Here is a 21,366-nt window from a genome sequence, read left to right as displayed (position 1 = left end):
AGGCTGGAGGCTGGAGGCTGGAGGCTGGAGGCTGGAGGCTGGAGGCTGGAGGCTGGAGGCTGGAGGCTGGAGGCTGGAGGCTGGAGGCTGGAGGCGTTGCAGAATGCCTCCATCTCGGATGACAACACAAGCATTTATTGATGTGTATAATTAGGTGTATAACCTTATATAAGGCAAATTAAATTAATAATATATTTCAAGACCATACACTCTAGGTTCTATTTATGCAGGGGACACTTCTGTCTTTCCTTACGCCCCCTTCCAAAGCTCCACGCAGTTTCGGCCACGCCGTTTCGCGCCGTATAAGGCTTCATCCGCCGCCTGAATCAATCGCTCGTAATCGGGATGCCCGTTGAACATCGCCACGCCTATCGAGAGGGAGAGCGGGATAATATCGCCGGTTGGGGAGTTAACCTTGATTTTTTCCACCCGCCTGCGGATACGCTCGGCGATTCGCAGCGCGTCCACCTCTGAGATTTCCGTTAGCACAATCAGAAATTCATCGCCGCCGTAGCGAAAAACGTAATCACAGGTTCGCACGTTGTCGTAGAACGCGCCGGAGACTTTTCGCAGGATCTCGTCCCCGGTATTGTGCCCCCAGGTATCGTTGATTTGTTTAAATTTGTCGACGTCAATCAGCAGCGTCGAGAGCTTTGTTCCCGCCCGGGTGGCGTGCAGGATTTCGCGTTTGAAGATGGTTGGCAGGAAACGGCGATTCAACAGGCGGGTCAGGACATCAACCCCCACCTCGTGTCGCGACACTTCGTCAAACAGTTCGCGCAAAAGCGTGATGATTTGCGAGAGCGTAATACGCATTCGCTGCAAGAATTTATCCCGCTGCGCTTTATCACTCAGACCCTGCCCTGAAAGACGGACCTCGTTAAAAAGGTCATCGAATTCCTGAATCAGACGAGAGATATGACCAGCCTCAGCGATCCCGCTGAAATAGTGCCGACCTTTATGGCTAAACCACAGTCCAAATTCAGACTGCCCCAGCGGCAGACTGTTGCCGATACTGGAATTAAGCGTGATCTTATACAGAAGCACCATTTCCCATGACAGCAGCGCCGCGGTCTGTCTCTCCTTCTCCTCTTCTGCGTTCTCCATTAAGGAAAAGATGCGGTAATTTTCGTCCTCTTTCGCCGCATTGTTCTCGCTAAATACATAGGCCCGCGACATCACTTCCATGGCCAGATCGATACTGTTAATCGCGTAGTGATAAATATGCAGCTTCACCTCAGGCGAATGGGCGCTGGTAGTAATGACAGGTAACAGCAGCTTTTTCAGAACACGGAAGCCCATTTCAACTAAATCAACCGAAATACCAATACGGGCATGAACATCCGCAGCGCGCTGCTGCGCCCGCATCTGCTCTTCAACCTGCTCCACACGGCATGAGAGCACATCAATAAGCCAGCGACGAAGCGCCTCCTGAAGCTGCCTCTCCACCTGTTCGGTGGTCAGGAATTCAGCTGCCGACGGATCTGCCAGCACAACACGATAGAATTCAGCGACCAGGGGCGTTGCGTTGTCCCTGGCAAGCTCAGTCGCAAGCCGATGCACATCGGGATCGGTTTCATTAATTAGCTTCACCCATTCTTCTTTCACCGTTTGCAGGTAGGTTTCCATGGTCTGCACCTTCAGGAGGCATGCGGGAACGCAGATTTAACAATAGCAAAATCAAACCACTCCGCAATTGCCGCTTTTTTAAACAAAAACGAGTGATAGCTCATAATGTATAACGGTGCTACATTATGCCGCCCACCCAAGTCAGCAATGGCCAGGCAACGTCGTAAAGAACGGTAAAGCCTGCAACCATGACCTCGTCCTACGGTCTTAATGGCACGTGGTATCGCGAAGTATGCGCTACCTTCACAGGCTTTACATAGGTTCCACTATTTTGTCTCAATCCAAATTTCAGCGGGCGTTTCTGCACCCGCGCTACTGGTTTACGTGGTTTGGCCTTGGCGTACTTTGGCTGCTGGTTCAACTTCCTTATCCCGTGATCCGTTTCCTGGGTTCGAAGCTCGGCAGCGCATCGCGTCACTTCCTTAAGCGTCGTGAGTCCATTGCCCGAAAAAATCTCGAACTTTGCTTTCCGCATTACAATGCGCAGCAGCGCGAAACGCTGATTGCGGAAAACTTTAAATCTATCGGTATGGCGCTGCTTGAAACCGGTATGGCCTGGTTCTGGCCAGACGAGCGTGTCCGTAAATGGTTTGACGTGGAAGGTCTGGATAACCTGAAACGTGCCCAGATGCAAAACCGCGGCGTGATGGTTGTGGGTGTGCATTTTATGTCGCTTGAGCTGGGTGGCCGCGTTATGGGCCTTTGTCAGCCGATGATGGCAACCTATCGCCCGCATAACAGCGCGCTGATGGAATGGGTACAAACGCGGGGCCGCATGCGTTCAAATAAGGCGATGATCAGCCGTAACAATTTGCGCGGTATGGTTGGCGCCCTGAAAAAAGGTGAAGCAGTCTGGTTTGCCCCGGATCAGGACTACGGTCCTAAAGGCAGCAGCTTTGCCCCTTTCTTTGCGGTTAAAGATGTCGCTACGACGAACGGTACCTTTGTGATTTCACGTCTCTCAGGCGCCGCGATGTTGACGGTGACCATGGTCAGAAAAGCGGATAAGTCAGGCTATCGTCTGCATATCTCCCCAGAGATGGCGAACTATCCTGAAGATGAGAGTGAAGCCGCGACCTTTATCAATAAGGTGATTGAGTTTGAGATTATGCGTGCGCCTGAGCAGTATCTGTGGATGCACCGCCGCTTTAAAACCCGTCCCCTGGGCGAAGCCTCACTCTATATCTGACCCCTTTCGAAGGTTAGATTCGCTAAGAAACTAACCTTTTCAAACACCTGTAATCACAGTGCGTAACGGCTTTTATCGACCGTCGCTCAACAGGCATTTATTGCGTACCGAAATCAAACTGTCGCCGTTCCACGACACTCGTAAGTGTAGGAAATTATTTAAAAAAATGCCTCTTGTCACTCCTGAAATTTAGGCGTACATTAGCGCCGTCTGGCGACAGGAAAGCACAGAATTCAGAGCTGAAGTTAGCGACGTAACGGGATAATTCCGATTTCCCCTTTCGCATGATTTCAACTCTCTATACTCAGTTGGACTCTGTTTTTTTAATGCGTACCGGAAGATACGCGGAGCGATGAAACGTGAAATATTTCTTTATGGGCATTTCGGTTATTGTTTTAGTTTGGGCCGGAACGTTTGCTCTGATGATCTAGTTAAGAAAATGCAGTCAAAAAAACAGGCGCCGTTGGCGCCTGTTTTTTTTGGTGTCCGTTACGACTCGGGTTGTTCCGCAACGCTCTTCGCTGCAAGCAGGCCATCCGCACGGAACATGCTTTTAATGCCCCGCACTGCCTGACGGATACGGTCGCTGTTTTCAATCAGCGCGAAACGCACATGCGTGTCACCGTAGTCACCAAAGCCAATGCCTGGAGAGACGCAAACCTTCGCATCCTGAAGCAGTTTTTTGGCAAATTCCAGAGAACCCATCGCCGCATACGGCTCGGGGATTTTCGCCCAGACGTACATGGAGGCTTTAGGCATTTCCACCATCCAGCCTGCTTCATGAAGCCCTTTTACCAGCACATCACGACGGCGTTTGTACTGAGCGGCAATATCGAGCACGCACTGCTGATCCCCTTCCAGCGCCGCGATGGCCGCGACCTGTAACGGCGTAAAGGTGCCATAGTCATGGTAGCTTTTAATACGCGCCAGGGCACTCACCAGCGTTTTGTTTCCCACCATAAAACCAATTCGCCAGCCCGCCATGTTGTAGCTTTTCGACAGGGTGAAAAACTCAACCGCCACATCACGGGCACCCGGTACCTGCATAATTGACGGCGCTTTCCAGCCATCATAAACGATATCGGCGTAGGCGAGATCGTGTACCACCAGCACGTCGTAACGCTTAGCCAGCGCGACCACTTTCTCGAAGAATTCGAGTTCAACGCATTGTGCCGTTGGGTTTGACGGGAAACCGAGGATCATCATTTTCGGCTTCGGATAGCTTTCACGAATCGCCCGTTCCAGCTCGTTAAAGAAGTCGACGCCTTCCACCAGCGGGACAGAACGCACCTGCGCCCCGGCAATCACCGCCCCATAGATGTGAATCGGGTAGCTCGGATTCGGCACCAGTACGGTATCGCCGTGATCCAGCGTCGCCAGCATCAGGTGGGCCAGCCCCTCTTTGGAGCCAATGGTCACAATCGCTTCACTTTCAGGATCGATATCGACCTGATAACGATCCTGATACCAGCGGGAGATCGCCCGACGTAAGCGTGGAATGCCGCGCGAGGTGGAATACCCATGGGTATCGGGACGCTGGGCAACCGTGCAGAGTTTCTCAACGATATGCGGCGGCGTTGGGCCGTCAGGGTTACCCATACTGAAATCGATAATGTCTTCGCCGCGCCGACGCGCAGCCATTTTCAGTTCAGCAGTGATATTGAAAACATAAGGGGGGAGACGATCGATACGCGTAAAACGGCGTTCAGGACTGAATTCAGCCATAGATTCCTCAGAGTCACGTTAGCGCCCGGACCGTCCGAGCGACGCTGCCACCCGTGTGGCATGCTTAGAAAATAACCTGAAGAAAAAGAGGCTGTCGAGAGGATAACGGCAAAACAATATTTTGCGCTAAAACGGGAATGCGATTGCAGTGAAAAGCGGAACTCCTATCGCGAACAGGCAGTTTTAAGCTCTACAATTTAACACAATATTTTCAGTATCGTTACCTGACGTTTCTCCCCAAACGGAAAAGCGCCGGCTTTCAGTCAAAAGCCATCAATCCCCTTTGAGAATTATGGTTTTTCCCCATTTGATAAATCTGATGGATAGCTGGTCATCAGGCCCTATGTTTTCTATCATAGATTTTTCCCGTTTTCCCAGGCCTGACCGTGCACGAAATCTTCAATATGCTCCTCGCGGTGTTCGACCGCGCGGCATTAATGCTGATCTGTCTCTTTTTCCTTATCCGCATCCGCTTGTTCCGCGAACTGTTGCATAAATCTGCCCATTCGCCAAAAGAGCTGCTGGCCGTCACGTTTATCTTTTCGATGTTTGCCCTGTTCAGCACCTGGTCCGGGGTGCCGGTAGAAGGCTCGCTGGTGAACGTGCGCATCATCGCCGTCATGTCGGGCGGGATCCTCTTTGGTCCCTGGGTCGGGATTATCACAGGCATTATCGCTGGCACCCATCGATACCTGATTGATATTGGCGGCGTGACGGCAGTCCCCTGCTTTATCACCAGCATTATTGCCGGGCTGCTCTCGGGCTGGATTAACCGCAAAATCCCGAAAAAGCAGCACTGGCGTGCAGGGATTATCGCGGGGATGGTCTGCGAAACGCTGACCATGATCCTGGTCATCGTCTGGGCGCCAACCGTTGCGCTGGGGCTGGATATCGTCTCGAAGATCGGTATTCCGATGATCCTCGGGAGCGTCTGTATCGGTTTTATCGTGCTGCTGGTGCAAAGCGTGGAAGGTGAAAAAGAGGCCAGCGCCGCGCGTCAGGCCAAGCTGGCGCTGGATATCGCCAACAAGACGCTGCCGCTTTTCCGGCACGTTAACGCCGAATCTTTACGTCAGGTTTGCGATATCATCCGCCGTGATATTCACGCCGATGCGGTCGCTATCACCAATATTGATCACGTGCTGGCTTACGTTGGCGTTGGTGAGCACAATTATCGCGACAGCGACGACACCATCAGCCCGACCACCAGACAGGCGATTAACTACGGAAAAATCATCATTAAAAACAATGACGAAGCCCACCGGACGCCAGAGATCCACTCAATGCTGGTGATCCCGCTGTGGGAAAAAGGCGTGGTCACGGGGACGCTGAAAATTTACTACTGTCATGCGCACCAAATCACCTCCTCGCTCCAGGAGATGGCGATTGGCCTGTCGCAGATCATCTCCACTCAACTTGAGGTTTCGCGTGCAGAGCAGCTGCGCGAGATGGCAAATAAGGCAGAGCTGCGCGCCCTGCAAAGCAAGATCAATCCCCATTTCCTGTTTAACGCGCTGAACGCTATCTCCTCTTCCATCCGTCTGAATCCGGATACCGCGCGGCAGCTGATATTTAATCTGTCGCGCTATCTTCGCTACAACATTGAGCTAAAAGACGACGAGCAGATCGACATCAAAAAAGAGCTGTATCAAATCAAGGATTACATCGCGATCGAGCAGGCTCGCTTTGGCGATAAGCTGACGGTCATTTACGATATTGATGAAGAGGTCAACTGCGTGATCCCAAGCCTGCTGATCCAGCCTCTGGTGGAAAACGCCATTGTTCACGGTATTCAGCCGTGTAAAGGCAAAGGCGTGGTAACAATTAGCGTAACGGAAAGCGGTAACCGCGTGCGTATCGCCGTGCGCGATACCGGGCACGGCATCGATCCGAAAGTTATCGAACGCGTCAAATCAAACGAAATGCCGGGCAACAAGATCGGACTGCTGAATGTGCATCACCGGGTCAAACTGCTGTACGGTGACGGGCTGCATATTCACCGCCTTGAGCCGGGCACCGAAATTGCCTTTTATGTTCCGAATGAGCGAACGCCCGTGAATGCCCCCATATCCTTGTTGCCGTAGGCCGGAGTAACAGATGAAAGTCATCATCGTAGAAGATGAATTTCTGGCTCAACAGGAGTTGAGCTGGCTTATCAAAACCCACAGCCAGATGGAGATTGTTGGCTGTTTTGAGGATGGTCTGGACGTGCTGAAATTTTTACAGCATAACCGGGTCGACGCGATATTCCTCGATATTAATATTCCGTCGCTGGACGGCGTCCTGCTGGCGCAAAATATCAATCAGTTCGCCCACAAGCCGTTTATTGTGTTTGTCACCGCGTGGAAAGAGCATGCCGTGGAGGCCTTCGAGCTTGAGGCGTTTGACTATATTCTAAAGCCGTACCAGGAGTCGCGTATTATCAGCATGCTGCATAAGCTGGAAGCCGCGTGGCAGCAGCAGTCCTTACCCGCCAGTGCCAGCCCGGTAGCGCGGGAAAACGACACAATTAATCTGGTGAAGGACGAACGGATCATCGTCACGCCTGTCGACGATATTTACTATGCCGAAGCGCATGAAAAAATGACATTTGTCTATACGCGGCGTGAATCCTACGTCATGGCGATGAACATCACCGAATTCTGCAATAAACTCCCGGCCGCCCACTTCTTCCGCTGCCACCGCTCGTTCTGCGTCAACCTGAACAAGATCCGCGAAATCGAACCCTGGTTTAACAACACCTATATATTGCGGCTGAAGGATCTGGATTTTCAGGTGCCGGTAAGCCGCAGCAGAGTGAAAGAGTTCCGCCAGCTCATGCACCTGTAGCACGTTCCCTCTCCCGCAGGAGAGGGAAATGAGCGTCAGAGGATCTGACCAAGAACCTGACGCAGATGCGCGCCGGATCCCAGTAAGCCTGGGTTGTCGTGGACAATCAGGTAAACAGGAATGTCCTGGACATAGCTCCTGAAGCGGCCTTTGTCTTCGAAGCCGCCACGGAAGCCGGAGGCGGTAAAGAAATCGAGGAAGCGCGGCACGATCCCGCCCGCAATATAGACCCCGCCAAAGGTGCCAAGGTTCAGCGCCAGGTTGCCGCCAAAACGCCCCATGATGACGCAGAACAGCGACAAAGCACGGCGGCAGTCAATACAGCTGTCGGCCAGCGCGCGTTCGGTCACATCTTTCGGTTGCAGATTTTCCGGCAGACGACCGTCTGATTTGACAATCGCCCGATACAGGTTCACCAGACCCGGACCAGAAAGCACCCGCTCGGCCGACACGTGACCAATCTCGGCGCGTAGCTCCTCAAGAATAATGCCCTCTTCTTCGCTGTTCGGCGCAAAATCCACGTGACCGCCCTCGCCCGGCAGGCTGACCCAGCGTTTGTCGACGTGGACCAGGTGCGCCACCCCCAGACCGGTTCCCGCGCCGTAAACGGCAATCGGTTTGCCTTCAACCGGGGCCGTACCGCCGAACTGAATCAGATGCTCTGGTTTAAGCATTGGGATAGCCATGGAAACCGCAGTGAAGTCGTTGATAATTTCAAGGTGCGAGAAGCCGAGGTTTTTCCGCATTTCGGCAATTGAGAAGGCCCACGTGTGGTTGGTCATCGCCACCCAGTCGCCGGTAATCGGACAGGCGATGGCGATACAACCGTCTTCAACGCTCACTTTATGCTCTTCCAGATAGACGCGAACCACCGCTTCCAGGCTTGGGTAATCCAGCCCTGAATAGGTTTTCGCCTGAGAAATTTCACCGCTGTTCACATCGCACAGGGCAAGGCGCGCGTTGGTGCCGCCTACATCACCTACCAAAGCATACTTTGTCATTCTTCTACTGCTCCGCTAAAGTCAGAATAAATCTTTGGGACACTGTAAATTCAAGGCGTGATAACAACAACGACCAGAAGGTGACTGCCCATGGATTATCGATCTTCGTCACATAATAACTTTACCGTTTCAGCACCTTTTGCACTATTGCCACAATGCTGATTGTGCAAAGTAACGTTAAGCCGTTTTGTACAAGGAAATCATCATGCTCCATCCGCGAGCCAGAACCATGCTGTTATTGGCTGTCCCGGCGCTGATTATTGGCGTGGCGTCGAGCCTGGTGCTCATCGTCGTCATGAAAGTGGCGGCGGTGCTGCAAACGATTTTATGGACCGCGCTTCCGGTAAAACTCGGCATCAGCATTGACTCGCCGGGCTGGATCATGGTGATGCTGACCCTGACCGGGATTGCCGTAGGGCTGGTGATCCGCTATAGCCCGGGCCATGCCGGGCCGGACCCGGCACTGGAACCCTTGATTGGCGCGCCTGTCTCCCCCTCGGCTCTGCCGGGGCTTATCATCGCGCTGATAATCGGTCTTGCGGGCGGCGTAAGCCTCGGGCCTGAACATCCCATTATGGCGGTGAATATCGCGCTGGCGGTCTTTCTGGGGGCGCGTCTTTTCCCGCGCGTTGGCGCGCTGGACTGGACGATCCTGGCCTCCGCTGGCACCATCGGGGCGCTGTTTGGCACTCCGGTCGCGGCTGCGCTCATTTTTTCGCAAACGCTCAGCAGTGATCATGAGGTGCCGCTTTGGGATAAACTCTTCGCGCCGCTAATGGCCGCCGCTGCGGGAGCCCTCACCACCAGCCTGTTTTTCCATCCCCATTTTTCACTCTCCATTCCCCACTACGGCCAGATGCAACTCACCGATATTTTCAGCGGCGCCGTCGTCGTCGCGATCGCCATTGCGTTGGGGATGGTCGCGGTGTGGTGTCTTCCTCGCCTGCATCGCCTGATGCACAGGCTGAAGCATCCGGTGCTGATTCTGGGCATGGGGGGTTTTATTCTGGGCGTTTTAGGCGCTATCGGCGGGACGGTTACGCTGTTTAAGGGTCTGGACGAGATGCAGCAGCTGGCCTTCAGCCAGGTCTTCAGCGTCTCAGATTATCTGCTGTTCGCGCTGGTGAAACTGGCGGCGCTGGTGGTCGCGGCGGCCTGTGGTTTCCGGGGAGGTCGTATCTTCCCGGCGGTATTTGTTGGCGTCGCGCTGGGGCTGATGCTGCATGAGCACGTTGACGCTGTCCCTGCGGCGATTACCGTCTCCTGCTCCATTCTGGGGCTGGTACTGGTGGTCACGCGCGATGCGTGGCTGAGCCTGTTTATGGCGGCCGTTGTCGTGCCGGATACCACGCTTCTGCCGCTGCTCTGTATCGTGATGTTGCCCGCCTGGCTCCTGCTGGCGGGCAAACCGATGCTGATGGCATGGCGAAACGACAGGTAATCAGGCGTTATTGCGCGCCTCCAGCGCTTTGGTCAGCGCGCTCAGCAGCGGCGGAATATCGGCTTTCGGCAGCATGACCTCGATCAGCGAAAGCCGCTCATGGTGTGCCACTTTATCCAGCACCTCCGCCAGCGCTTCCGCTTCGCTGACGCGCCAGCACTCTGCCTGAGGCGCCAGGCTCAGCGCCTGCGGTATCTGCGTCCAGTTCCAGAGGGCAATATCGTTATAGCGCTGCTCCGGCCCGTGGATGGCCCTTTCCACCGTGTATCCTTCGTTGTTAAGCACCAGAATAATCGGGCGCTGCTTGTCGCGCAGCATGGATCCCAGCTCCTGAATGGTCAACTGCGCGGCGCCGTCGCCCGTCAGGACAATCACGCGTCGATTCGGACACGCCGTTTGCGCGCCAAACGCCGCCGCCAGCGTGTAGCCAATCGATCCCCACAGCGGCTGGACGATAAAGTTCACGTCCGCCGGTAAACGCAGATCGATAGCGCCGAAAGCAGACGTCCCCTGGTCAGCCAGAATAATGTCTCCGGGGCGAATAAACGTTTGCAGGGTACGCCAGAAGCTCTCCTGAGTCAGCGCCCCTTCAATAGTCGGGAACGAAAAGCCGCTGTGATCCGATGGCGCTCGCGTATCACGAACATAGGTTTTACACAGCGCTGTCAGCGTTTCAATGGCCTCCCTCATCGGGATACCCGTAAACCAGACGTCGCCGACGCGGGACGCGTGAGGCTGAACCTCTATCGTCTGGTCTGGCGTAAGCTGGTGGGTAAATCCGGCAGTGAGCGTATCGGTAAAGCGCGTGCCAATGCACAGCACCGTATCAGCACCCTCGATGGCCTCTTTGACCGGCGCGGCGCTCGCCGATCCGCTGTAGGTGCCGTAAAAACCGCTCTGTCGTTCGTCAAAAATGCCCTTGCCCATCAGCATGGTGGCGTGTGCCATCGGCACCTCTTTCACCCACGTCTGAAGGGCCGCGCGCAGACCGTGGCGGAGTACCAGGAAGTCCGCTAACAGCGCGGTGCGTTTGCTCGTAGACAAGCGCTTTTCGGCAGCCTCACGGAACGCCTGCAAGCAGGCTGAATCGGCCGGTGCGGGGTTAACAGTGAGAGCGCTTACAGGAGGTGTAGCGGCTTTTTTCGCCACATCGGCGGGCAGCATCAGATAGCCCGGACGGCGCTCCCGCAGCATGGTGGTCAGGACTCTGTCAATTTCATAGCAGGCGTTTTGTTCCGTAAGCACCGCCTGCGCAACGGTGATGGGTTCGCTCATATGATAGAAGTGGCGGAACTCGCCGTCGCCCAACGTATGGTGCAGTAACTCTCCTCGCTGCTGCGCCGCCATACCCGGGGCCCCTACAATATGGAGGACGGGAACATGTTCGGCAAAGCTGCCCGCCACACCGTTCATGGCGCTTAACTCCCCAACGCCGAATGTCGTCAGGAGTGCGGCAAAGCCCTTACAGCGGGCATAGCCGTCTGCGGCGTAAGACGCGTTCAGTTCGTTGGCACAGCCCACCCAGCAGATGTCCGGGCTGTCTATCACGTGATCGAGAAATTGCAGGTTATAGTCGCCCGGCACGCCAAACAGATGATCGGCACCACAATCTGTTAGTCGGTCCAGCAGGTAATCGGCGACGCAATAGGGGGTACGCATATTATAAGTGTCCTTCTGACGTTGACCTCACTCTGAGTATTAAATAAGCGTGAAGCGTGTCCAGAATTGACGACAATCAGGGGCTGGAAAGAATGCTTTACGAAAAAAGCTGCGATATGCTCATTTTCTTCAGATTAGTGTAAACGTATACACGGATGTTTCTTTCCAGCGCCAGAGGTCTCACAAATGGGTTATCAGCCTGACAAAAATCGTTATCAGACAATGCAATATCGCCGCTGTGGGCAAAGCGGTCTTAAGCTTCCCGCCATCTCGTTGGGGCTGTGGCATAATTTTGGCGACGCGACGTTGCTCGAAAACAGCCGTCAACTTTTACAGCGTGCTTTCAATTTGGGTATTACGCATTTTGACCTTGCCAATAATTACGGCCCGCCTCCTGGTTCGGCCGAACGTAATTTTGGGCGCATTTTGCAGGAGGATTTCCTGCCCTGGCGCGATGAGCTGATCATCTCCACTAAAGCGGGCTACACCATGTGGGACGGGCCTTACGGTGACTGGGGCTCGCGTAAATATCTGATCGCAAGCCTGGACCAGAGCCTCAAGCGTATGGGGCTGGAGTATGTCGATATCTTCTATCACCACCGCCCGGATCCACACACGCCGCTACGTGAAACCATGAAAGCGCTTGACCATGTGGTGCGTCAGGGCAAAGCGCTGTACATCGGTCTGTCCAACTACCCGGCAGAAATGGCACGGCAGGCGATTGAAATAATGGAGGATCTGGGCACGCCATGTTTGATCCACCAGCCGAAGTACTCCATGTTTGAACGTGCGCCTGAAGAGGGGTTGCTGGACGTGTTGCAGCAAAAAGGGGTGGGATGTATCCCCTTCTCTCCACTGGCGGGCGGACAGTTGACCGATCGCTATCTGAACGGCATCCCGGCGGATTCTCGCGCAGCAAGCGGCAGTAAGTTCCTTAATCCGGAACAGATCACCGACAAAAAGCTGGAAAAGGTACGTAAGCTGAATGCGCTGGCGGAAAAACGGGGGCAAAAGCTGTCGCAAATGGCACTGGCCTGGATCCTGCGCCACGATGCGGTGACATCCGTGCTCATCGGCGCAAGCAAGACCGGACAAATTGATGATGCAGCAGGCGTGCTTGAAAATTGTCGGTTCACGGCGGAAGAGTTGAAGACGATAGATACGATCCTGTCCAGTTCAGATTAAAAACACTTTTAGCAAAAAGTGCTCTCATTCATGATTTAGGAGTTGAGGTGATGAAACGAATGTTTACCAACTCGTAAAATTGCGTTAACAGGCCGCACAGCGGCCCCGATCGTGAAGGAGAAGAGTATGTTCAGGTCACTGATTCTTGCAGCGGTATTACTGGCTTCGGCCCCGCTGGTCGCCAATGCGGGCGAAATCACCCTGTTGCCATCGATTAAATTACAAATTGGCGATCGTGATGACTACGGCAGATACTGGGACGGTGGCTACTGGCGCGACCGTGACTACTGGCATCGCCACTATGAATGGCGTCAAAACCGCTGGTGGAAACACGATAACGGCTATCACCGTGGCTGGGATAAGCGTAAGGCTTACGAACGCGGCTACCGCGAAGGCTGGAAAGATCGTGACGACCGCCGTGGCGGCTGGGGTCACGGAAAAGGCAGAGGCCACGGTCACGGCCATCACCATTAACAACAAAAAGGAGCCTTCCGGCTCCTTTTTCTTTTACAGGCCTGCGGCTGTGCCTATCAGCAACCACAAGTTTAACGCCACCACCACGACCACAATGGCCCACCCGGCGCGTTTCACCCACGTCGAATTCACCAGATCGCCCATCAGTGATTTGTTGCTGGTGAAGATCAGCAGCGGCACCAGCGCCAGCGCAATCCCGAAACTCAGCAGCACCTGACTCATCACCAGAATGCGGGTCGGATCCAGCCCCATCAGGATCACAACAAAGGAAGGCAGCATCGTGACCGAGCGGCGAACCCACAGCGGAATATGGAAACGTACGAACCCCTGCATCACCACCTGCCCGGCCAGTGTCCCCACAACCGTAGATGAAAGGCCCGCAGCAACCAGGCTTAAACCAAAAATAGTGGCAGCGGCATGACTCAGCAACGGCTCCAGCGTCAGGTAAGCCTGGTCAAGATCGGCAACCCCGGTATGCCCGTTAAAGTGGAACGCGGCGGCGGCGGTGGCCATCATCGCCAGATTCACAAATCCGGCAATGGTCATCGCGATAGCCACATCCCATTTCGAGGCGGAGTAGCGCTCTTTACTCGTCCCGCCATGCAGATTCTGGGTTAATGAAGAGTGTAGATAAATGACGTGCGGCATAATTGTCGCCCCCAGCACCCCGGCAGCCAGAAAAACGGCTTCAGAAGTGGGTAACGACGGGATCACCATCCCTTTCGTCAGCTGCGCCAGATTCGGCTGGGAGAAAATCAGCTCAACAATATAGGCGGCAGCGACGAACAGCAGCAGGCCGCCGATAACTTTCTCCAGCGGTTTTTGCCCCCGCCGCTGGAGCATCAGAATCAGGAAAGTGGCGATACCGGTCAGCACGGCCCCCTGAAGCAGAGAGACGCCCAGAATAAGCTTAAAGCCGATCGCCGCCCCGATAAACTCGGCGAGATCGGTGGCCATGGCGATAATTTCCGCCTGAACCCAGTAAAACCAAACTGCCGGACGTGGATAATGATCGCGGATTTGCTCCGCCAGGTTTTTTCCGGTAGCAATACCCAGCTTCGCGGAGAGCATCTGAATCAGCATCGCCATCAGATTGGCCCAGACCACAACCCACAGCAGTTTATAGCCGAAACTGGCCCCGGCCTGAATGTTGGTCGCAAAATTACCCGGATCGATGTAGCCAATCGCGGCAATGAATGCCGGTCCCATTAATGCGAGCCGCAGCTTGCGTGCCGCTCTGCCGCTGCTACTCTCTACGCGACTATTCGTCATTTCTGCCTCTGGAAATATAGCCTTTGCTATGTTTTATGCTATCAAAATGAGAATGATTATCAAGTTCATTTGAAATGGTTAACATGATTTCTCTGATAGCCAGGAACGATAGACAGGCAGGTGGAGCAAGGTCACAGAATGTGAAAATGCGCAGACATTTGTGAAGCGTAGCACACAAATTTAACTTTTCACTCACTTACCTAACATAACAAAAATGTATTGTTGATCACTATTTTTGAGACTCGTCACAGGATGTAACTATAGTGTGGGCTTGATCTCGTTTTCTTTGTGCTTGTTACATAGAATGTGCACGGAAATTAAACCTGCCTCATATTTGGAGCAAATATGGACCGCGTCCTTCATTTTGTCCTGGCACTTGTTGTCGTTACTGCACTTGCATTGCTGGTCAGCACAGACCGCAAAAAAATTCGTATTCGCTATGTTGTCCAGCTGCTGGTCATTGAAGTTTTACTTGCGTGGTTCTTCCTGAACTCCAACGTAGGCCTCGGCTTCGTGAAAGGCTTCTCCGAAATGTTCGAAAAACTGCTCGGATTTGCCAACGAAGGGACCAACTTCGTCTTTGGCAGCATGAACGATCAGGGCCTGGCCTTCTTCTTCCTGAAGGTACTCTGCCCTATCGTCTTCATCTCTGCCCTGATCGGTATCCTTCAGCACATCCGCGTTCTGCCGGTGGTTATCCGTGCGATCGGCTTCCTGTTATCGAAAGTTAACGGCATGGGTAAACTGGAATCCTTTAACGCAGTCAGCTCACTGATCCTCGGTCAGTCTGAGAACTTCATTGCGTATAAAGATATCCTCGGCAAGATGTCCCGTAACCGCATGTACACCATGGCGGCAACCGCAATGTCTACCGTTTCCATGTCTATCGTGGGCGCGTATATGACTATGCTGGAACCTAAATACGTGGTTGCGGCCCTGGTTCTGAATATGTTCAGCACCTTTATCGTTCTTTCGCTGATTAACCCGTACCGCGTGGATGCCAGCGAAGAGAACATTCAGATGTCTAACCTGCACGAGGGACAGAGCTTCTTCGAAATGCTGGGTGAATACATTCTGGCGGGTTTCAAGGTTGCAATTATCGTTGCCGCGATGCTGATTGGCTTTATCGCGCTGATCGCTGCGCTGAACGCCCTGTTTGCGGCCGTACTCGGTATCTCCTTCCAGGGCATTCTGGGCTATATCTTCTACCCGGTTGCCTGGGTGATGGGTGTACCGGCTCACGAAGCGTTGCAGGTGGGCAGCATCATGGCAACGAAACTGGTATCCAACGAATTCGTGGCGATGATGGATCTCCAGAAGATTGCCAGCACACTCTCCCCACGTGCGGAAGGGATCCTGTCCGTCTTCCTGGTCTCCTTCGCGAACTTCTCTTCCATCGGTATCATCGCTGGCGCGATTAAAGGCCTGAACGAAGAGCAGGGTAACGTGGTTTCTCGCTTTGGCCTGAAGCTGGTTTACGGTTCAACGCTGGTGAGCGTCCTGTCTGCCTCTATTGCAGCACTGGTTCTGTAATTCATACCGCGTAATAAAAACCGGGAGTCCTCGCTCCCGGTTTTTTTATGCTTCCAGCGCCGTCAGAGGCTGGGGTTTACCAATCAAATAGCCCTGCAAATAATCTACGCCAAATCGCAACAACATCTCGCGTTGTTCAGCCGTTTCCACATATTCAGCCACCACACACAGCGATTTCGTTTTTGCCATGTTGCAAATGGACTGCACGATCATCGCATCCATGCTGTCGGTGCAGATATCTTTCACGAAGCAACCATCGATCTTAATGATATCGGCCTCCAGCCGCTTCAGGCGCTCAAAGTTGGCATAGCCGGTACCAAAGTCGTCTATGGCAATGCGGAAGCCGTAATCACGCAGCTGCTGAATATTTTTGATGCTGCTTCCCGAGTCTGAGAAAGCCTGTTCCTCGGTGATCTCAATGATGATATTTTGCGGCGCAATGGCGTAGCGTTCAAAAAGGGCAATGATCTCAGCCGCAATCTCATTTTGCATCAGCGTCAGCGGCATCAGATTGACGGAGAAGCGCGTTCCTGCACGTCCGGACGGATGGCTGCGCATCCACATCAACAATTTTTCCAACACGTTCAGGTCAAACCGGTGGCTCAGGTTGAACTGAGCAATCAGCGGAATAAAGCGGTCAGGGGTGATGATCTCGCCATCGCTTTCCAGCCTGGAGAGGATTTCAAAGTACCCTTCCCCGCGCGCGTTGTGAATTGGCTGGGCGTAAAGGTGAAGACCGCCGATATCAAGGGCGCGTTTTATGCGGGCCAGCATTAGCACCCTGTCCGTCGTCTGACCAGAGACATCATCCAGACTGTTGGTTAACGCCAGAACGTTATGCCCGCCACAGGATTGCTCGGACAGCCAGCTCAGCTGACCCAGCGTGTGGTGCAGGCTTTCCCCATCCGGTACTTCGCCCCAGGAGGCGCCAAACTCAATGTCGAGCTCAGTCTTGTTCCAGACAATCTTACGGCTGTTCAGATGATCAACCATATATTGCAGACGTTCAGCCGTGCCCGGCCCCAACAAGACCACCACCAGCTCACTGCCTGGCAACTGAAAGAGCTTCTCGTCTTTTTGCAATAACGGTTGCAGCGACGCGGTGATCATCTTTTTACAGTGTACACGCATGAGGATGCCGTAATGACGGCTCAGAAATTCCAGATTATCCAGGCGCAGGCAGCAGATTTTGGCTTCGGGATGGTGCTGTAAAAACACTTCCAGCGCACGAATGTTAGGCAGACCGGTGAGCGGATCGGTAAGCGCCCTCTCCTGCCACCCCTGTTTCAGCCATTCACTTTTCTGATAGATCCGCGACATGTAAAGCAGGCAGATGGCGAAAGAGATCAGTACCGACAAGATAAAGGAGAGCGAGTGGCCCGATTCAACGCCATTAAGAAAATTATAATTGTAGGTCAACAGCATGAGCGCCGAGGCCGCCCAGAGTAAAGAGATGAGCGCATAGCTCAGACGACCAATCCCCAGGGTAAAAAGAATAAAAACGATTGGCATCAAATAACCAGCAATAAACTGTGACTCGAAAGGCGCGCACAAAATAGCGATCATCGAGACCAACAGCATCAGCCACACAACGATAAATAACACTTTTTTGTGACAAAAGAGGGGCTTCACGCTTCGCCGCCAGAATGTTCGGGCATACCGGGGATTAATTATCATTCTTAACGGGTAGTAGAACATCATGGTGAAAATCAGGGCGGCACAAATCAGGCTTTGAATATCGATAACGTTATAAATTGCAGAGCCTTCGCCGAAATAGGAGGAGATTGTCACCGGAAAATCAAATAAATATCCCGCCAGATACATCGATAATTTGATGCCTACAGGAACCACAAATCCGAGCCAGAAAATACGTATCCCGATGTACTTATTCGGGATGCTGTGTCGCCAGCGTTTGCCCAGCATCAGACGGATGACGCCACAGGCAGCGAAGACGGCAAACGTCTGACAAATTAATAACACGGAAGATTGTAGTAATGCTAAATCAAAGTAATAAATGTTAGTAACACTAAATCCAATCAGTAAAGGAATGATTGCCCGACGTCCAAATAACAATACGATGGCGAGCATGGCGCTTAAGGGCAACCACGCTAAATAAACATCATTTTCGTTGACGATAGCGCGCGGGGAGATATAACGGGAAAAGGGGATCGTAATCAGGCTTAACGCCAGGACAATCATAAATATTTTTACATTATTGTAAATTTTTCTATTCATTAATCCGTGTGATCTATTTAACCATCGTCTTATTGACCGGATGGATAATAGGTTTATTAATTGCACGAATCAAGTTCAGGTCTATTTATAGACTTGTTTATTGATTTGGATTGAGGTGATGTATAGAAAACGACATTGCTGGCAACAAAAAGAGTCTAAACATTTTACAAGATATAAAAAAACCCCCGTCTTGCGACGAGGGTTTAAATTTTGGTGGAGCTAAGCGGGATCGAACCGCTGACCTCTTGCATGCCATGCAAGCGCTCTCCCAGCTGAGCTATAGCCCCACATGTTACTTTACCTACCGCACTCTGTTGGGTTCAGAGTTTGGTGGAGCTAAGCGGGATCGAACCGCTGACCTCCTGCATGCCATGCAGGCGCTCTCCCAGCTGAGCTATAGCCCCGTCGTAAAGCTGTCATGTTGACGGGCGGCATAATATGAATTCCGCCGCAGAGTGTCAACGGCAAATTCAACCTCCGCCTTTCAACCGCCGAAAAATCATGCAAATGAATCACTTTGCGAGCCTGCTCGCAGCCAGGAGTTAAGCTTGTCACGTTTTCACGTAAAACGGTGCTATAAAATGAACCACTAATTAACCCCACAGATATTCAGGAAATTGTATGATCAAGGAACGAATGACGCCAGAAGAGTTAGCCCTGCTGACTGGCTATAGCCGACAGACCATCAATAAATGGGTACGCAAAGAGGGTTGGATTACATCGCCAAAGCCAGGCGTTCAGGGTGGCAAGGCGCGTCTGGTACACGTCAATGAAAAAGTGCGCGACTTTATTCGCAGCGCGCGCAGGGCAACAGAGACGCCGGAACTGCCAGATACGTACCACGAGGGCTCGCTTCATGCCCTGCTCCTGACGCTGGCGAATGAAATGACGCCGGAAGAGCAAAAGCAGATGACATCGCTGTTACTGCGGGAAGGGATTACCGGCTTGTTACAACGTTTAGGGATTCGCGACCAACGCTGATATGAAAAGATTACGCAGCAAAATGACCACGGAAGAGCTGGCGGACAGTCTGGGCGTAGCCCGACAAACCGTTAATCGCTGGATACGACAGAAGGGATGGAAAACGGAGGGTATCAACGGTGTAAAAGGCGGAAGAGCGAGGGTGATATGTATTGATGCGCACGTTAAGGAGCACATCATTAGCCTTCCTGCCATTCGTAACCGTCGGGCTGTTTACCATGTGGCGGAAAGCCCTTCCCACTACGGCGTGGCAACCTCATCCAGCCTGCTTCCACAAATTATCGACTCGCTGGAAAACATGACGACTATCGAACAGGAACGTTTGCACAAGTTGCTCGCTCGTGAAGGGTTGCAGGGTTTTCTCACGCGTCTTGGTATTGCTGAATAACAGGCATAAAAAAACGGCAGGTTACCCTGCCGTTTTTTGTATTACACGAGCATTACTGCTGGCTTTCGCGCTCAGCAATAAAGTCCAGCGCTTTGTTGATACGCGCAACGCTACGTGATTTGCCGATGGCATGAACGGTCACGTCCAGCGCCGGAGACTGGCCTGCCCCCGTCACCGCAACGCGCAGCGGCATACCGACTTTACCCATGCCAATTTCCAGCTCATCAGCGGTAGCCTGAATCGCGTGGTGAACATTTTCCGCAGTCCATTCGGTAATGGCTTCGAGTTTGTCACGCACCACTTCCAGCGGCTGACGCGCAACCGGACGCAGGTGTTTCTTGGCCGCGTCGGCGTCGAACGCGTCAAACTCTTCATAGAAGTAACGGCAGCTTTCAGCAATTTCTTTCAGCGTTTTGCAACGCTCGCCAAGCAGCTTCACCAGATCCGCCAGTTCAGGGCCCGTACGGGTATCGATGTTTGCCTGTTCAATGTGCCATTGCAGATAAGTCGCTACATATTCTGGCTGCATGGTATTGATGTAGTGATGGTTCAGCCACAGCAGTTTGTCAGTGTTGAACGCGCTGGCTGATTTGCTGACCGAGTTCAGAGAGAACAGCTCGATCATCTCTTCGCGGCTGAAGATCTCCTGGTCACCATGAGCCCAGCCCAGACGCACCAGGTAGTTCAGCAGCGCTTCCGGCAGATAGCCGTCATCACGGTACTGCATCACACTCACCGCGCCATGACGTTTGGACAGCTTTTTACCGTCGTCACCGTTGATCATTGATACGTGCGCATATACCGGTACAGGTGCGTTCAGCGCTTTCAGAATGTTGATCTGACGCGGGGTGTTATTGATATGGTCTTCACCACGGATCACGTGAGTGATTTCCATATCCCAGTCGTCCACAACTACGCAGAAGTTATAGGTTGGCGATCCGTCAGTACGACGAATGATGAGGTCATCCAGCTCCTGGTTGCTGAATTCGATCGGACCACGGATCTGGTCATCAAAGATAACAGAGCCATCCTGCGGGTTAGCAAAACGCACTACGCAAGGCTCATCAGCAGCATGCTCGCTGTGGTCATGGCGGCAGCGACCGTCATAACGCGGTTTTTCGCCTTTTGCCATTTGCTCTTCGCGCAGCGCATCCAGACGCTCCCTGGAGCAGTAACACTTATAGGCCGTGCCTGCCACCAGCATCTCGTCAATTACGGCGTTATAGCGGTCAAAACGTTTGGTCTGGAAGTATGGGCCTTCGTCCCACGCCAGATTCAGCCAGTTCATCCCATCCATAATGGCTTCAATTGCTTCCGGCGTTGAGCGCTCCAGATCGGTGTCTTCAATACGCAGCACAAACTCACCTTTGTTGTGACGTGCGAAAAGCCAGGAGTAGAGAGCGGTACGTGCACCACCGACATGCAGATAGCCTGTCGGGCTCGGCGCGAAGCGAGTTTTGATTTTCATGAAATGGCCTTACGTTATAAAGATGCCGGTAATCGGCAAATTCCGGGAAGAAAACAATGGGCAATATTCTATCACTGTGGGCCGATTCCTCAATGTCGATCACTTTATCCGGTTCGAGATTGCTGTTTTTGTTTATAAATCATGCGCCACAGTCCGTTTTGCGATCGTTTTGACTAATTTTACGACGAACGAATAAAAACTTTAGAAAATGCGTTGACTCATTTTCAACTCTCCCTATAATGCGACTCCACACAGCGGGGGTGATTAGCTCAGTTGGTAGAGCATCTCCTTTACACGGAGGGGGTCGGCGGTTCGAGCCCGTCATCACCCACCATCTACTTCGGTAGACTCGCAGTG

At 52.9% G+C, this 21,366-nt stretch carries 17 protein-coding genes and 3 tRNA genes; 11 read left to right on the top strand and 9 right to left on the bottom strand.

The window, feature by feature from the left end; all coding sequences use genetic code 11:
- Positions 1-249: 249 nt before the first annotated feature.
- Positions 250-1,629 carry a diguanylate cyclase gene (locus SK53_RS00890; RefSeq protein ID WP_048208283.1) on the bottom strand — a complete coding sequence of 460 codons (1,380 nt, stop codon included), beginning with the start codon at positions 1,627-1,629 and terminating at the stop codon, positions 250-252.
- Between the two features lie 268 nt (positions 1,630-1,897).
- Between SK53_RS00890 and lpxP the strand changes: the two genes are divergently transcribed.
- The gene (lpxP, locus tag SK53_RS00885; protein ID WP_086527955.1) at positions 1,898-2,818 is read left to right on the top strand and encodes a kdo(2)-lipid IV(A) palmitoleoyltransferase; all 921 of its coding nucleotides are present in this window, start codon (positions 1,898-1,900) and stop codon (positions 2,816-2,818) included.
- Between the two features lie 359 nt (positions 2,819-3,177).
- Positions 3,178-3,249, top strand: a complete 72-nt coding sequence (gene ypdK / locus SK53_RS23450; protein ID WP_099458937.1) for a membrane protein YpdK — start codon at positions 3,178-3,180, stop codon at positions 3,247-3,249.
- A 58-nt stretch (positions 3,250-3,307) separates the two neighbouring features.
- On the opposite strand, the gene alaC is transcribed toward ypdK, so the two are convergent.
- Positions 3,308-4,543 (bottom strand): alanine transaminase, encoded by a 1,236-nt coding sequence (alaC, locus tag SK53_RS00875; RefSeq protein WP_017383460.1) that lies wholly within the window; start codon positions 4,541-4,543, stop codon positions 3,308-3,310.
- 386 nt (positions 4,544-4,929) lie between these two features.
- Here alaC and SK53_RS00870 point away from each other — a divergent pair, with 386 nt between their 5' ends.
- Together SK53_RS00870 and SK53_RS00865 are read left to right on the top strand one after the other, a co-directional pair.
- On the top strand, positions 4,930-6,627 hold the full coding sequence (locus SK53_RS00870; RefSeq protein ID WP_003861356.1) for a sensor histidine kinase: 1,698 nt from the start codon (positions 4,930-4,932) through the stop codon (positions 6,625-6,627).
- A gap of 13 nt (positions 6,628-6,640) precedes the next feature.
- A complete protein-coding gene (locus SK53_RS00865; protein ID WP_023325009.1) occupies positions 6,641-7,372 on the top strand; it encodes a LytR/AlgR family response regulator transcription factor in 732 nt (243 codons plus the stop codon).
- A gap of 35 nt (positions 7,373-7,407) precedes the next feature.
- Here SK53_RS00865 and glk read toward each other — a convergent pair whose 3' ends face one another.
- Positions 7,408-8,373 carry a glucokinase gene (glk, locus tag SK53_RS00860; RefSeq protein ID WP_003861352.1) on the bottom strand — a complete coding sequence of 322 codons (966 nt, stop codon included), beginning with the start codon at positions 8,371-8,373 and terminating at the stop codon, positions 7,408-7,410.
- Between the two features lie 205 nt (positions 8,374-8,578).
- On the opposite strand from glk, the gene SK53_RS00855 reads away from it, so the two are divergent.
- Positions 8,579-9,814 (top strand): ion channel protein, encoded by a 1,236-nt coding sequence (locus SK53_RS00855; RefSeq protein WP_003861350.1) that lies wholly within the window; start codon positions 8,579-8,581, stop codon positions 9,812-9,814.
- Here the strand turns inward: SK53_RS00855 and ipdC are convergent, their stop codons facing one another.
- Positions 9,815-11,473, bottom strand: a complete 1,659-nt coding sequence (gene ipdC / locus SK53_RS00850; RefSeq protein WP_022651551.1) for an indolepyruvate decarboxylase — start codon at positions 11,471-11,473, stop codon at positions 9,815-9,817.
- Between the two features lie 186 nt (positions 11,474-11,659).
- Here ipdC and mgrA point away from each other — a divergent pair, with 186 nt between their 5' ends.
- Both mgrA and ypeC read left to right on the top strand, forming a co-directional pair.
- On the top strand, positions 11,660-12,658 hold the full coding sequence (gene mgrA / locus SK53_RS00845; RefSeq protein WP_022651552.1) for an L-glyceraldehyde 3-phosphate reductase: 999 nt from the start codon (positions 11,660-11,662) through the stop codon (positions 12,656-12,658).
- 126 nt (positions 12,659-12,784) lie between these two features.
- Positions 12,785-13,132 carry a DUF2502 domain-containing protein YpeC gene (gene ypeC / locus SK53_RS00840; protein WP_003861345.1) on the top strand — a complete coding sequence of 116 codons (348 nt, stop codon included), beginning with the start codon at positions 12,785-12,787 and terminating at the stop codon, positions 13,130-13,132.
- A 33-nt stretch (positions 13,133-13,165) separates the two neighbouring features.
- On the opposite strand, the gene SK53_RS00835 is transcribed toward ypeC, so the two are convergent.
- The gene (locus SK53_RS00835) at positions 13,166-14,404 is read right to left on the bottom strand and encodes an Nramp family divalent metal transporter (RefSeq protein ID WP_003861343.1); all 1,239 of its coding nucleotides are present in this window, start codon (positions 14,402-14,404) and stop codon (positions 13,166-13,168) included.
- 345 nt (positions 14,405-14,749) lie between these two features.
- On the opposite strand from SK53_RS00835, the gene nupC reads away from it, so the two are divergent.
- The gene (nupC, locus tag SK53_RS00830; protein ID WP_003861341.1) at positions 14,750-15,937 is read left to right on the top strand and encodes a nucleoside permease NupC; all 1,188 of its coding nucleotides are present in this window, start codon (positions 14,750-14,752) and stop codon (positions 15,935-15,937) included.
- Positions 15,938-15,982: 45 nt separating this feature from the next.
- Here nupC and SK53_RS00825 read toward each other — a convergent pair whose 3' ends face one another.
- From SK53_RS00825 to SK53_RS00815, 3 genes are all read right to left on the bottom strand, one after another.
- On the bottom strand, positions 15,983-18,172 hold the full coding sequence (locus tag SK53_RS00825; RefSeq protein ID WP_045343764.1) for an EAL domain-containing protein: 2,190 nt from the start codon (positions 18,170-18,172) through the stop codon (positions 15,983-15,985).
- A 211-nt stretch (positions 18,173-18,383) separates the two neighbouring features.
- A tRNA-Ala gene (locus SK53_RS00820) sits at positions 18,384-18,459 on the bottom strand.
- Positions 18,460-18,500: 41 nt separating this feature from the next.
- Positions 18,501-18,576: transfer RNA gene (locus SK53_RS00815), tRNA-Ala, on the bottom strand.
- A 217-nt stretch (positions 18,577-18,793) separates the two neighbouring features.
- Between SK53_RS00815 and SK53_RS00810 the strand changes: the two genes are divergently transcribed.
- Both SK53_RS00810 and SK53_RS00805 read left to right on the top strand, forming a co-directional pair.
- A complete protein-coding gene (locus SK53_RS00810; protein WP_003861339.1) occupies positions 18,794-19,153 on the top strand; it encodes a YfeC-like transcriptional regulator in 360 nt (119 codons plus the stop codon).
- Position 19,154: 1 nt separating this feature from the next.
- The gene (locus SK53_RS00805) at positions 19,155-19,541 is read left to right on the top strand and encodes a YfeC-like transcriptional regulator (protein WP_032645658.1); all 387 of its coding nucleotides are present in this window, start codon (positions 19,155-19,157) and stop codon (positions 19,539-19,541) included.
- Positions 19,542-19,593: 52 nt separating this feature from the next.
- Here SK53_RS00805 and gltX read toward each other — a convergent pair whose 3' ends face one another.
- Positions 19,594-21,009 (bottom strand): glutamate--tRNA ligase, encoded by a 1,416-nt coding sequence (gene gltX / locus SK53_RS00800; RefSeq protein WP_023325013.1) that lies wholly within the window; start codon positions 21,007-21,009, stop codon positions 19,594-19,596.
- Between the two features lie 258 nt (positions 21,010-21,267).
- On the opposite strand from gltX, the gene SK53_RS00790 reads away from it, so the two are divergent.
- Positions 21,268-21,343: transfer RNA gene (locus tag SK53_RS00790), tRNA-Val, on the top strand.
- Positions 21,344-21,366: the final 23 nt, after the last annotated feature.

The organism is Enterobacter sp. MGH119, from assembly GCF_001037675.1.
Taxonomy (GTDB): domain Bacteria; phylum Pseudomonadota; class Gammaproteobacteria; order Enterobacterales; family Enterobacteriaceae; genus Enterobacter; species Enterobacter hormaechei_C.
Note: the sequence above shows the minus strand (reverse complement) of the source record. Positions and strands in the feature narration are given on the sequence as shown.